Origin of the sequence: Glycomyces sp. NRRL B-16210 (assembly GCF_000719515.1) — a bacterium.
Taxonomy (GTDB): domain Bacteria; phylum Actinomycetota; class Actinomycetes; order Mycobacteriales; family Micromonosporaceae; genus Glycomyces.
The window spans coordinates 31,024-43,544 of the sequence record NZ_JOGR01000011.1; the positions used below are offsets into that span (position 1 = coordinate 31,024).

General features: G+C 65.8%; 11 protein-coding genes and 1 tRNA gene. 7 read left to right on the forward strand and 5 right to left on the reverse strand.

Annotation, left to right across the window (positions count from 1 at the left end):
* The first annotated feature begins 954 nt into the window (after nt 1–954).
* Nucleotides 955–1,647 carry a hypothetical protein gene (locus tag IF12_RS25790; protein ID WP_133884088.1) on the forward strand — a complete coding sequence of 231 codons (693 nt, stop codon included), beginning with the start codon at nt 955–957 and terminating at the stop codon, nt 1,645–1,647.
* Here IF12_RS25790 and IF12_RS25130 read toward each other — a convergent pair.
* On the reverse strand, nt 1,605–2,831 hold the full coding sequence (locus IF12_RS25130) for a DNA cytosine methyltransferase (RefSeq protein ID WP_197034767.1): 1,227 nt from the start codon (nt 2,829–2,831) through the stop codon (nt 1,605–1,607). The two genes, IF12_RS25790 and IF12_RS25130, sit on opposite strands and share 43 nt — an antisense overlap.
* Nucleotides 2,832–3,483: 652 nt before the next feature.
* On the opposite strand from IF12_RS25130, the gene IF12_RS26705 reads away from it, so the two are divergent.
* On the forward strand, nt 3,484–3,615 hold the full coding sequence (locus IF12_RS26705) for a DLW-39 family protein (protein ID WP_231492631.1): 132 nt from the start codon (nt 3,484–3,486) through the stop codon (nt 3,613–3,615).
* Nucleotides 3,616–3,714: 99 nt separating this feature from the next.
* A tRNA-Ala gene (locus IF12_RS0116625) sits at nt 3,715–3,787 on the forward strand.
* A gap of 109 nt (nt 3,788–3,896) precedes the next feature.
* Here the strand turns inward: IF12_RS0116625 and IF12_RS0116630 are convergent.
* Nucleotides 3,897–4,502, reverse strand: a complete 606-nt coding sequence (locus IF12_RS0116630; protein ID WP_030160352.1) for a TetR/AcrR family transcriptional regulator — start codon at nt 4,500–4,502, stop codon at nt 3,897–3,899.
* Between the two features lie 99 nt (nt 4,503–4,601).
* Here IF12_RS0116630 and IF12_RS0116635 point away from each other — a divergent pair, with 99 nt between their 5' ends.
* The 3 genes from IF12_RS0116635 to IF12_RS0116645 all read left to right on the forward strand — a co-directional run bounded on the left by IF12_RS0116635 (nt 4,602) and on the right by IF12_RS0116645 (nt 7,649).
* Nucleotides 4,602–5,771 (forward strand): FAD-dependent oxidoreductase, encoded by a 1,170-nt coding sequence (locus tag IF12_RS0116635; RefSeq protein ID WP_030160353.1) that lies wholly within the window; start codon nt 4,602–4,604, stop codon nt 5,769–5,771.
* A 58-nt stretch (nt 5,772–5,829) separates the two neighbouring features.
* Nucleotides 5,830–6,849, forward strand: coding sequence for a phosphotransferase (locus IF12_RS0116640; RefSeq protein ID WP_035749396.1), 1,020 nt, complete (start codon nt 5,830–5,832; stop codon nt 6,847–6,849).
* A gap of 83 nt (nt 6,850–6,932) precedes the next feature.
* Entirely contained in the window at nt 6,933–7,649 is a 717-nt protein-coding gene (locus tag IF12_RS0116645) for a hypothetical protein (protein ID WP_133884087.1), read from the forward strand.
* Here the strand turns inward: IF12_RS0116645 and IF12_RS0116650 are convergent.
* Both IF12_RS0116650 and IF12_RS0116655 read right to left on the reverse strand, forming a co-directional pair.
* Nucleotides 7,615–8,826, reverse strand: a complete 1,212-nt coding sequence (locus IF12_RS0116650; protein WP_051704508.1) for a DUF418 domain-containing protein — start codon at nt 8,824–8,826, stop codon at nt 7,615–7,617. The genes IF12_RS0116645 and IF12_RS0116650 overlap by 35 nt on opposite strands.
* 195 nt (nt 8,827–9,021) lie before the next feature.
* On the reverse strand, nt 9,022–9,777 hold the full coding sequence (locus tag IF12_RS0116655; RefSeq protein WP_051704509.1) for a DUF2306 domain-containing protein: 756 nt from the start codon (nt 9,775–9,777) through the stop codon (nt 9,022–9,024).
* 150 nt (nt 9,778–9,927) lie between these two features.
* On the opposite strand from IF12_RS0116655, the gene IF12_RS0116660 reads away from it, so the two are divergent.
* Nucleotides 9,928–10,632, forward strand: coding sequence for a TetR/AcrR family transcriptional regulator (locus IF12_RS0116660; RefSeq protein WP_051704510.1), 705 nt, complete (start codon nt 9,928–9,930; stop codon nt 10,630–10,632).
* Between the two features lie 112 nt (nt 10,633–10,744).
* On the opposite strand, the gene IF12_RS0116665 is transcribed toward IF12_RS0116660, so the two are convergent.
* Nucleotides 10,745–12,103, reverse strand: coding sequence for a dicarboxylate/amino acid:cation symporter (locus IF12_RS0116665; RefSeq protein ID WP_051704511.1), 1,359 nt, complete (start codon nt 12,101–12,103; stop codon nt 10,745–10,747).
* Nucleotides 12,104–12,521 lie beyond the last annotated feature (418 nt).

Here is a 12,521-nt window from a genome sequence, read left to right on the forward strand (position 1 = left end):
CTGTGGGGTGGGTTAGTGGATTCGGGACGGCTTGCCCTAGCGAAGGCCGGCCCTGCGGCGCACGGCCCCTGCCAGACGGTCTACTGGATGATTCGCACTTGGTAGCTGCTTGACGTCAGGCTCTGATGGCCAAGATGATCCTTGACCGCCGAGGCCGCTTGACTTGGACGGTCAGTGTCGGTTCCGTCCGCGTCTGCCAGACTGCTGACAGAGTTGCTCGCTGCAGCTCGCTCCGGTGCTGCCCCCCGAGTCGGGTCGGGAAGAGTCTTGGCCGACGATGCCCTATGCGAGCCGGGACAACCGTGCCCACCGAACCGCAGTGGCATCCAGTCCGTGATTTACGTGAAGAACGACCACAGCGTCGGTTCGCCAAGGCCGCTCCGGCGGGCGGGCTCCCTCGCTTGACTGTGAGGCCACAAAGTGCGTAACACCGTCGAGTGGATCATTGACTGGCTTAATTGTTACGATACAAGACTATCCCGACTAAATACAACAAGCCCGTCATCCGAACGCGAAGCCGCCATGCAGGTCGTGATCCTGCTCGACCGAACCCAGCATTCTTGAACGTGTCCTGGTGATCGATAGTATCGAACAAATGTTCTATATGGCTAATTTCGCACAAGTTGCAGTTTGCAAAGGCCTTCCGCTTCTCCGGGTCGAACCGTTTCAGCGGCATCAACCTAAACACGTAGGAGGGAGGGGCAAGTCCACGATCCCCGCGACGGCTGAAGATACGATAGCCTAATCAAGCTTCTCTGCCGAGCCGCTAAGCAAAATATAGATCGAATAGCCCCTTATGTCCCAATAGACGACTGCCTAAAGTATGCTGGCGACTGGATTAAGGTCCAAATCTGAAATGAATGGCTCGACGGCCAAATGGGCCGCTTCGGGTTATCGAAATAAAGACTAAACTTCGTATTCCTATATGGGAAATGTCGGAAAGGAGAATATGCATTGGCCGTACAAGATGATTCTCGAGAGAAGCAGATGCGCGACCGATTCAACTTGAAGATCGCGAACGATCGTACGAGAGACGAAATAGATGCATTCCTCAAGATTGATGGCAAGATTGTCAATTTCGAGCTGAAGTCCACTACAAGTGGGAGTGTTTCAACCGTTCGCGACTTCGGAGTTTCCCACATCGAAAAATGGCGAGATTTGCATTGGATTATTGCAATTTATGACAAGAATGGGGATTCAATAATTAGGTGTCACTACGCTTCGCCCGTAGATATGGCACCATGGATTGAGAGCAAGCATCAGTACATCCTTCCCGACATAGTTCTTGGAAACGAAGTTGCGGCAAAGGTGACATCGGATACGGTTATAAGAATATTCGGAGGAAGATCAGGCCCATACTCGCGGGAGGACGCAAAATGGGTAATGAAGAAACAGTGGATAAATGCTCAGTATCAGGACCAAATGGATCTTCCGGGAAAGTATTCTCTTGAGCGGATGACAGAGATACTCCAACATCGCTGTGCATACGTTATGGCCCGTGGGTCGACTCTGAATAATCCGCACATTGAGAACAGTTTTGTCAAAGCACTCCCTGTTCTCGATGAAGAAGAACCAGCAATCAGCCTGCGGCAGTATGTAAGAAGTTACTTGATGAGCGCAGCCGCGACGGAAGAGGCTACTTTGTAGGCGAGCGGCGGGGGAACTGCGTTTCCAATTTGCCCCAACTTCATGTATGTCGCGCCTGCAAATGGCCAGTCTTCGGGAAAACCCTGGATTAGGGAGACATCAGGAACTGATAGCCGGAAATGCTGGTTTTTCGCAACGAATGCTCTGGCGGCTTCACGGTTAGGGGCGACGCCGTTTGGCCAGATTTCCATGTACTCGAACTTTTTCTGAGCCGCAACACTGTTCAGAATTGAAGTAGTGTGGCGTGGGCCCGTAAGGCTACTGCGAATTGTTGGAGACAGGTCATCTTTACCGATGTCCGGCAAGCCTAGCGCTTCGCGCAAGCCAACGCACCGTAGAAGGGCTTTCGAAAGCGTTGCGTCTCCCCATGAATGCGTAGGCTCTGGCCGCTTCCAGCGATTAGCGTTCTTCTTGTTCCTAAAGCCCACAAAGAAGATTCGACGTCGCACTTGCGGAATGCCAAAGTCACTTGCTTGCAAGACAATTTGTGAGATGTGGTAGTGCCTGGAGAGGGGCTTGGTGATATTCTCTGAAACGTACTCCGAAAACTTCGTGCTCCCTAGTGCCGGAACGTTTTCGCCAATGAAGGCCATTGGTTTGATTTCCTTCACAGCTCTAACGAACTCAGGCCACATATCGCGTTCGTCAAGATGACCTTTCTGTCGACCTGCATTCGAAAATGGTTGGCATGGCGGACCTCCATGGACTACGTCTATGAGACCGCGCCATTCCTTAAAATCTATGTTTCGGACGTCGCCTTTTTCGCCTCCATAGACCTTGCATTCCGGAAATGCTTGACTCAAGGTTAGTCCGGCTTCTTCCATGATTTCATAAGAGGCGACATGAGCAAACCCGGCTCGCTCAAATCCGAGATCAAGCCCTCCTCCACCACTGAAAAGCGATAGTGTGCGCAACCCCGTCGAGTCGAGTTGAGGCATCAAAGCTATCGGATCAAAATTCGGTACATTGATCTCATGGATCGGCGCAGGTCCATTTCCTTCCAGGGCTGATCGTCGAGCATTGCGAGATTCCGTCGCAATTAGTCGAAATCGATCACGTTCAGCGGTGGTGAGTGAACGTGGTTGGTGGAAAGGCGAGGTCGAAGGAATCCGGCTCGCCACTACGGCATCATCTTCGGGGGCCCCATCCACGGGAATCATCTGGTGTGTGTTGCGGTTTGCCATGCTTGGTAGTCTACTGGATTCTCCTGAGCGCTTTCAACTGGGAAGCCTTGCACTCGCTGCTCCTGGGATTCATTGCGATCGTTGTATTGTCCGGCGCCTGACGGACCGGTTTGAACCCTGATCACTGCGAGTATGCGAGGTTTGCCACCTCGGTTGACGGATAGTGACATAGGAGATCTGAAGCTGTGTCCTTATCCCGGCTGTTTGCCGCTTCCTAAGAGATTCTTGGAGTTCCTGAGTTTGCGCGTCAGAGCATGTATGTCTATAGTGGTCTGATATCGCGGCAGATTTGAGGCAACTGCCTGTACTGGTATGTCGCAGCATGCTCTGTGCTGAGCGATGCCTTCGGATGCAAAGCCCGTTCACGGGTGTTTGACCTGGTAGCGGAACGTAAGATTTTAGTTCTGATAACTCAAAGGTCCCAAGTTCGAGTCTTGGTACGCCCACCAAACACCCGCCGCGAGTCGGCGGGTTTTTTCTTGCCCGGGTCCGCGAGGCCCTTTCGCGGCCGCCGGCGGCCGCGCCCGGGTAGGGCGCGGACCGCCGCCCGACCGGTTCGGGCCCGCACAGTTCGCTATGCTGAGGCGCATCGTGCGGTGCCGATCTCGGCATCGCTGTACACGGCAATCTCTGATATGGGGGGCCTGGGTCCATGTGGAAGAAGATCTTGGTGGTCGCCGGAGTGGCGACGATCGCGTTCGTGGTCGCCAAGAAGGTCAAGTCGATCAACGACGACCGCACCCTGTGGCACGAGGCCACCACCTCAGCGGAGGACGTGCGCTGACGCATCGCGTTAGCCAACTCACTGCGCTCCGGGTATCCTCGCTGTTGCGATGAGCACGGCGGGGATACTCGTACCGTCGCGTCGATCGCGATCGACCGAGGGGCCATAGCTCAATTGGCAGAGCACCGCCTTTGCAAGGCGGGGGTTAGGAGTTCGATTCTCCTTGGCTCCACAGATCCACATGGAACCGCAGTTCAAGCGGTACATAGAAAGCATAGCGGCCGGGCGTTCGCCCGGCCGTTGCTGTTTCTCGTACTCCCCGACTGGTCGCCGGCCCTGCGTCAGCGGCCGGCGAGGCCTCTGTGGAGGAGGTCGGTGAGGGTGTCGATCACCGTCTCGTCGTCGAAGTCGCGTCCCTGCGCTGAGTTGACCGCGTAGCCGAGCATGGACAGCATCGCGCCCATGGCGGCGGCGACCAGCTCCGGCTCGCCGGGGAGGTCGCGGCCCTGCTCGGCGCTGTACTCCAGGTGACTGCGCAGGTAGGCCGTGTCCTTCACGAGCGCCTCCCAGGCCCGCCCGGAGCCCGGCTCGGCCGCGACCATCGCCTGGAAGAGCGCCGAGACGACGGGGGCGTGCTCGCGGAAGACCGTCCAGGAGACCTCGAGGTGGTGCCGCAGCTGCGCGCGGTCGGTGAGGTCGTGCTCCCTGGGGTGGACGGTGGTGGTGTCGACGAGTTCGTCGGCGCGGTCCTCCATGCCCTGGAGCAGAGACTGGAGGAGTTCTTCCTTGTCGGCGAAGTGCTCGTAGAACGAGCCGGTCGCGCGTCCGGCCGCTTTGGTGATGTCGGTGATCTTGGTGTTCAGGTAGCCGCGCTCGGCGAAGACCCGCCGGGCCGCGTCGAGCAGCGCGGCCCGGGTCTCGGCCGCTCTGGCCTTGCGTACGCCCACGTCGTCCTTCTTTCGGCGGCACGGTTGACAAAGCGCCAGTGTACCGAATATAGTTTCACTGAATTAAAGTTCAGTGAATCTATGTTCAGGGAGTTTGCGATGCGCATCATCGTCATCGGCGGCGGCGTCGCCGGAGCGGCCTCAGCACTGGCATTGCGGCGCATCGGCGCCGAGGTCGCGGTCTACGAGGCCTACCCGGACCCGGCCGGGGACGTCGGCTCCTTCGTGAGCCTCGCCGCGAACGGCCTGCGCGGCCTGGAGCTCCTGGGGTGCCTGCCCGCCGTCCAGGAAGCGGGCCTGCGCGTGCCCCGGCTGCGGATGTGGTCGGCGGGCGGCCACCTCCTCGGCGACGTCGCCCGAGGGCGGCGATCGGAGGACCCGCTGCACTCGGTCACCCTCCTGCGCGGGAGCCTGGTCGAGACCCTGCGCGCCGCGGCCGTCGCGGCCGGAGCCGAACTGCGCCTCGGCGAGCGCATGACCGGCGCGACCCCGACCGAGCGGGGAGCGCGCGTCGAGTTCGCGAGCGGACGCACCGACAGCGCCGACCTGGTCGTCGCCGCCGACGGCATCTGGTCCTCCCTGCGAGGCGCGGTCGACCCGGCCGCGGGCCGACCCGAGTACGCCGGCCTCTACACCGTCTCCGGTGTCTCCCACGGCATCGAGGTCGAGCCGGGGACGTTCAACCTCACCTTCGCGCGCCGCGGCGCGTTCTTCCACCTCGCCGCAGAGAACGGCGAAGTGTGGTGGGGCGCCCAGATCGACGAACCGGTCGCGCCCGAACGCGACGGCGTCGAGGACGCCGCATGGCTGCGCCGCGTCGCCGAGGCCTACCGGCGCGAGGCCGAGCCCTCCCGCGTCATCGCCGCGACCGCGCGGCTGCACCACCCGGTGCTCATGCACGTCCTCGAACCCGTCCGGACCTGGCACCGGGGGCGCATCGTCCTCACCGGCGACGCCGCGCACCCCGTCGGCGCCGGCCAGGGCGCCTCGATGGCGATCGAGGACGCGATCGCCCTCGCCGAAGCGCTCCGCACCGCCGCGACTCCCAAAGCGGCACTGGAAACCTATGCCGCGCAAAGGAACCCGCGCATCGCGAAGGTGCTCGAGACGGCCGAGGACAACCGCGACGCGAAACGCGCCGGACCGGTCGCCCGCCGCGCGAAGGCCGTCATGATGCGGCTCTTCATCCCCCTGATGTACGAGAAGGCCTCCGGCTGGCTCTACGACTACCGCCCGGAACTGGGCGCCTCGGACGCGCAGGTCCACTGAGGCGACCGGGCCCGAAAACCGCGCGACCGCCGCGGGAACCGCTCGGTACCCTTCGGCGGTGACCTCCCCCGACCCCTCCCTCGCCGCCGGGACCGCCGCGATCGCCCGCGCCTACGGGCTCGGGGAGATCCGCTCGACCCGGTACCTCGAATCCGGGGTCCTCAACCGCAACTGGCGCCTCGACACCGCACACGGGCGGTACGCGTTGAAGGAACTCGACGCGCTCGCCCCCGACGAGGCCCGCCGCAGCCTCGGCCTGCTGCCGGTCCTCGCCGCCGCGGGCGTGCCGGTGGCCGAGGCGGTCCCGTCCCCCTCCGGCGAAGCGGTCGTCCAGATCGGCGGGCACCACTACTACCTCACCGCCTGGATCGACGGGACCCATCCGAGAGGCGCCGAGATGGACCGCGACCGGTCCTTCCACCTGGGGACCGTCCTCGGCCGCGTCCACCGCGCGCTCGCCGACCCCGCGACCGGCCTGGCCGTGCCCGCGCGGCCCGAACTCAAGGTGACGACCTTCGCGGCGGCCCGGGAGCGGATCGGCCACCACCTCGGGCGGATCGCTGTGCGGGAGGAACCCGACGCGTTCGACCGGGCCGTCGAGCCGATGCTCCGCGAACGCCCCGAACTCCTCGCCGCGCACGAGCACCGGCGGCCCTCCGAGGACGATTCGCCCGAGCCGTTCGGGTGGATCCACGGCGACTGCCAGAACTGGAACCTGCTGTGGCGCGGGGACCGGATCGCGGCGGTGATCGATTGGGACCGGTTGCGCGTCAACCCGTACGGCGAGGAGATCGTGCGCGCCGCCATGTACCAGTTCGCTCTGCCGGACGGCAGTGTGGACTCCGGCAACGTGGCCGCGCTCGTCGCCGGGTACCGCACCGAGGCCGCGATCGGCCCGCTCGCCTTGGCGGTCGCCGCCCGGCACCGGTGGCGCCGGCTGCTCACCAGCGTGTGGCACCTGAAGCACCACTACGATCGGGGCGACGGTGCCAGTGACGGGTTGTTCTTCGCCGACGAGCGCCTGCTGCGCTGGTGGACCGCGCACCTGGACGAGGTCGAGGCCGCCTTCGCGGCCTGAAGGCCTCAGCCCGCCCCGCGACGGGCGGCGTCCTGGCGGGACACGGGCAGAATGGGAGGCCCCATTCGCCCCGGGAGGCCCGTATGAGCGCACCGACTTCCGCGTCCTCGCCCGCCGTGGCCTGGGCCCGCGAACGGCCGAAACGGCGCGGCGTCTCCTGGGAGACCCTCGAAGCGCACCTCTTCTGCGCCCACCCGGAAGTGCAACTGCTGCTTCGCATCCGCGGCCGGGTGCTGCCGCACAAGGGCGTCTGGTTCCGCACCGCCTGGGTCGTGGTGCTCGCCGCCGTCCTGCCCGTGCTCTGGTGGGGCCCTTCGCGCCCGATGCTCGGCTGGGCGGTCGCGGGCGCAATGCTGCTCGCGGCCGCCGTCTGCGAGCTGATCGGCCTGGCGCGCGCGGCACGCGGCTACGGCACCACCGAGGACGCCCATTGGAGCGTCGCGGTCATGGTCACCAGCCTGGCGCCGATCGTCGGCGTCGGGGTCCTGGAAAGCCGCATCGGCGCCTTGGACGAACCGTCGGTCCTGTTCCTGGGTTCCTTGGCGGCGTTCGCGTTCGGCGTCCTCGGGCTGGCCTGCCCGACGCTGACGCCGAGGCGGATGAGCGCCCGGTACTACCGCACGCTCGAAACGGTTGCCGCCCTGCCCGAAGAGGAGCGGGAGCGGATTCGGCGCGACCTCACGGCGGCCCTCGACGTGCTCCTCGAACGCGGACTGATCCGAACGAGGGAGCTGAAGTACTCGAAGGCGGCGCCGCTGGGAGGCCTCACCGCCTGCCACCACAACCTCTCGCCGACCTGAAACACCGGTCTAACCGGAGGACGGCCTTCTGGAGCGACTCGGCCGGGCCGTTCGCGAAGCGCCGCAACCACAGCCGCGACCCGGCGAGCAGCACCGCGCTGATCGCAAGCCACAGTCCCGCGACGAACCACGGGTCGGCGCCGAACCTCGCGGCCAGGCCCAGGCCCCAGCCGTAGCAGACCGCCGAGGCGAGCAGGTTCTGGAGAATGTAGCCGCTCAATGCGGTGCGGCCCAGGCTCTCCAGTGCGGCGGTGAGCGGGCCGCGGCGGACGCGTTCGACGATGAGGCCGGTGAGCCCGAGGTAGCCGAGCATGACGACCGGCGCGGCCGCGTACCGCTCCAGGAAGAACAACGCGTCCGGCCCGAACATGAGCGCCAGGTTCAGCGGCAGGCCGATCCCCAAGCCCCACAACAGGAGACGGCTCCGAATCCGGGCGCCGTGCTCGTCGCCGCCGAAGGCCCCGGCGCGAAACAGCCTGACGCCCAGCAGGAACAGGAACACCAGCAGCGGGAAGGTCACGATCGGTTCGATCCGCAGCATCAAGGCGTTGTCGAGGCGGAACTGGACCTGCTCGATCCACGAACCGGAGGCGTAGAGCGCCTCGATCGCGGGGTCGGACTCGTCCCCGCCGACAGGGCCGAGGAACAGCGCGGCGGTGATCAGTCCCATGAGCGCCAAGTGCAATCCCCCGCTGGCCCACATGACCGCGTGCTGCGCCCGCCGCGAGCGGGTGAGCAGCCAGGCCACGACGACCGCCGTCACCGCGTAGCCCATGAGCACGTCCCAGGCGAACACGAGCGTGAAGTGGATCGTGCCTTCGGCGAACAGGAACAGCGCCCGCCAGTGGTAGCGGCCGGGCCAGCGGCGGCCGCGCTTCTCGCTGGAGCGGAACTGGATGGCGAGGCCCACGCCGAACAGGACGGTGAGCATCGACAGGAACTTGCCGTTGGTGAGCAGCTCGAAGACCGCGCCGATCACGGTGTCGTCGGTGGTCGCGCCCGAACTGCCCAGCAGCGGGCCCGCTTCGCCCGCAGGGGAGGCGAAGATCCAGATGTTGGTGCCGAGCGTCCCGAGGATGGCGACGCCGCGGAGGACATCGAGCAGCGGCAGTCGCTTCGACGGCGCCGCCTCGGCGGGCCGGTCGGCGGCGCGCTCTCGCGCGGAGGTGGTGTCCATGCACCCAGCTTCACCGGCATCGGCCGGGCGAACCTCATGCTGCGGCACGGGTTTTCGCCTCGATCGGGCGCGACCGTCGGTGGAGCGGGGCGTGCGGCGAAGGTGGCATCCGCTTTGGCCCCGTGCGACTTTGGTGGCAGGCCGAGACAGCGGGCAGCAGGCGGGCGTGGTGCCCCAGCGCCCGCCCGGTCCGACTCAGGCCGCCGTCGTGTTCTCCTCGATCCGCTTGCGGGGCTGCGCGTTCCGGCGCTTCGGCCGGCGGTCGAGCCACCACTGGGCGATCATGAGGTTGACGATCCAGCTGAGCCAGATCGAGGCCACGGCGACGTCCTCGATCATGGCGTCGAAGTCCCCGCCGTAGTAGCCCTCCTCGAACGGCATCAGGATGAGCATCAGGACCACGATCCACACCCGGTTGACCACGATCGACCAGCAGAGGGCGAAGCTGCGGATCATCCAGCGGCGGTGGAGCTTGAAGTCCCGCCGCAGGGCCGCGCGGAACCCGAAGAACGTGGTCGCCAGCCACAGCACCGTGAGGAGCACGTTCCCGATGCGCCCGGCCGGGTCCTGGACGGCGATCACGCCGACCACCCCGGCGAGCAGGCCCGAGGGCAGCACGCCCGCGAACACGTAGAGCCGCCCGCTGGCCCGGTGGATCCGCGGGTGGTGCTTGACCAGCCACGGCCACACCTGGAGCGAGCAGGTGATCAGCGCGACCGACCCGAAGAGGATGTGGCCGGTCAAGAGCAGGAAGTGCAGCTCCGGGTAGCCCTCCTGGAGCGGCAGGAGCGCGTTCCCGGTGTCGAAGCTGAGGTAGGCGGGGAGTCTGAAGAGGACGAACAGGACCGCGACCGCCAGGAGCGGGACGATCCACGGGCGGCGGTACCAGGGGCGCCCGGCGGTGCGGGCCGCCGCGGGTTCGATGCGGTCGAGGGTCTCGGGGCGGGTCACGGCGGTCTCCGATCGCGTTGGGGAACAGCGGCTTCAGATTATGCGTATGAGATACGCTAATTAGCGTATCTCATACGCACGATTGGCGGGGGAAGCCGCCGCGCCGCACGCCGTAACCTGCACACCGAGGCCGGATCGAAAGGAGCGCCCATGAGCGGGGACGCGTACGCACTGCTGTGGGAGGACGGACCGCACACCGGACGGACCCGGCGCGGCCCCGGACGCCCCTCCGGACTCAGCCGCGAACGGATCGTCGCCGAAGCCGTCGCCATCGCCGACGCCGAAGGCCTCCAACACGTCTCTATGAAACGCGTAGCCGAACGACTCGACAGCGGCGCCATGTCCCTCTACCGCCACGTCCCCGGCAAGGACGAACTCGTCGCCCTCATGTACGACGCGACCATGACCGAACCGCCGCACCTGCCCGAAAGCGAAGGCTGGCGCGCCGCCATGATCGCCTGGTCCCGGCAGGTGCGCGCCCTCTTCCGCGCCCACCCGTGGGCGCTGGCCCTCGCCACCCGCAACCACGCGATCGGCCCCGGCGAGGCCGGCTGGCTCGACGCCGCGCTCGGCGTCTTCCTCCGCGAAGGCCTCGCCGCCGACGTGAGCCTCGCGGCAGTGCTCGCCGTCAACGGCTACATCGGCGGCGCGCTGCGCCCCGAACTCCAGGGCCAGAACGACCCGCAGTGGTTCCGATTCCTCGAACACGACCTCGCACCCCTCAAGTACCCCAACGCGTTCCGACTGGCCTCCGCAGGCGGGCTCGCCGGGTCGGCGATCCTGCGCGACACCTTCGAGTTCGGCCTCCAACGGGTCCTCGACGGCCTGGAGCAGTACATCGACGACCAGCGCTGAACCGCCGATCCGCCTCCCGCCGTTCATGACCGGACGCGAAACAGGGGGCCGACCCTGACCGGCCGGCCCCCCGTCTTTCAGGAGAGAGGAAAGTAACGAACCCCCAAGGGGATCAAGCGGGTTGAAGCGCGGGCTCCCCCTTGCCCGAAGCGGCCTCGGGCTCCGAGTCGAACGCGGACTCGGCGTCGAACGGCTGCGGCGGCGCGTCATAGGCCTCGCGGTTGAGGATCTTCTCCGACTTCGCCACGATCACCGGCACCACCATCTGCCCCGTCACGTTCGCGGCCGTGCGGATCATGTCCATGATCGGGTCGATCGCCAGCAGCAGGCCCACGCCCTCCAGCGGCAGGCCCAGCGTCGACAGCGTCAAGGTCAGCATCACCGTCGCGCCGGTCAGGCCCGCCGTCGCCGCCGAACCGATCACCGACACGAACGCGATCAGCAGGTAGTCCTGCACGCCCAGACTCACCCCGTACACCTGCGCCACGAAGATCGCGGCGATCGCCGGGTAGATCGCGGCGCAACCGTCCATCTTGGTCGTCGCCCCGAACGGCGACGCGAACGACGCGTAGTCGCGCGGCACCCCCAGCCGGTCGGTCACGATCTTCTGCGCCAACGGCAACGTGCCCACCGACGAACGCGACACGAACGCGAACTGGATCGCCGGCCACGCCTTGCGGAAGAACTGCACCGGCGACACCTTCGCGACGAAGCGCAGCAGCACCGGGTAGACCACCAGCATCACCACGAGCGCGCCCGCGTAGATGTCGATGCTGAAGACCGCCAACGGCTCCAGCAGATCCCAGCCGTACGCGTACACCGACTTCCCGATCAGCGCCGCGGTACCGATCGGCGCCAGGCGGATCACCCACCACAGGGCCTTCTGGATCAGCGCCAGCGCCGAGGCGTTGAACCTCAGGAACGGATCGGCCTTCGGGCCGATCTTCGCCGCCGCCGCGCCGACCACGATCGCGACGAACACGATCTGGAGCACGTTGACGTTCACGAACGCGTCCGCCACGTTCGTCGGGACGATCCCGGTGAGGAAGTCCGTCCACGAACCGGTCTTCTCCGGCGCGGCGGCCGCGCTCGTGAGGCTCACCCCTTCGCCGGGGTTCGTCGTCAGGCCGATCGCCAGGCCGATCGCCACGGCGATGAGCGAGGTGATCGCGAACCAGCCGAGGGTCTTGGCGACCAGGCGCCCGGCGTTGGCGAGGCCCTTGAGGTTCGCGATCGAGGCGACGATCGCGGTGAACACCAGGAACGGGACGATGAGGAACAGCAGCTGCACGAACAGCGTCCCGACCGTCTCGAGGGTGGTGCCGAGCCAGCCGACCGACCATTGGCGGGCGGCGAAGCCGAGGACGAGGCCGAGCACGAGGCCGATGAGCAATTGCGCGGCGAACGGGATCTTCTTGAGGCGACGGCGCGGTTCGGCGTCGGTCGCGGTGGTTTCGGGGGCACTGGTCATGGTGAACCTCTGCGAAATCGGGTGCACGGCAGCGCGCGGTGGCGCGCGGCCGCGTCGAGAAAGGGAGGTCGCCGAGTCGGACTCGAACTCGGCGGGGAGGCGATACGTCGGCGAGTCGCCGGTGGGACGATCGGGGCTAACGACAGAGCACGGTCGACACGCGGCAGAAGTCGAGGTGACGCCTGCGTGTCAGGTACTGGTTCGTGACTGTGTAGCTCATCGCCCGTCAACGGTAATACTTTTCGCATATCCGGCGCAAGTGCCGTGAGCGAACGCATACCGTCACCGCTTCCGGCGGTCCTTCCGTATGCAGCGGCCCGGCACGCCCGCCCCGAGACGGGCCGGCTCCCCGCGTCCCTCCAAACCCGACACGCCTCCGGCCGGGCAGGCAAATGCGCGGTTCCGCCGCCGCGATGCC

Coding starts and splice junctions, on each gene's coding strand:
- IF12_RS26705 (WP_231492631.1), top strand. CDS start 3,484: ATGTGGAAGAAGATCTTGGTGGTCGCCGGAGTGGCGACGATCGCGTTC.
- IF12_RS0116665 (WP_051704511.1), bottom strand. CDS start 12,103: ATGACCAGTGCCCCCGAAACCACCGCGACCGACGCCGAACCGCGCCGT.
- IF12_RS25130 (WP_197034767.1), bottom strand. CDS start 2,831: ATGGCAAACCGCAACACACACCAGATGATTCCCGTGGATGGGGCCCCC.
- IF12_RS0116660 (WP_051704510.1), top strand. CDS start 9,928: ATGAGCGGGGACGCGTACGCACTGCTGTGGGAGGACGGACCGCACACC.
- IF12_RS0116645 (WP_133884087.1), top strand. CDS start 6,933: ATGAGCGCACCGACTTCCGCGTCCTCGCCCGCCGTGGCCTGGGCCCGC.
- IF12_RS0116635 (WP_030160353.1), top strand. CDS start 4,602: ATGCGCATCATCGTCATCGGCGGCGGCGTCGCCGGAGCGGCCTCAGCA.
- IF12_RS0116650 (WP_051704508.1), bottom strand. CDS start 8,826: ATGGACACCACCTCCGCGCGAGAGCGCGCCGCCGACCGGCCCGCCGAG.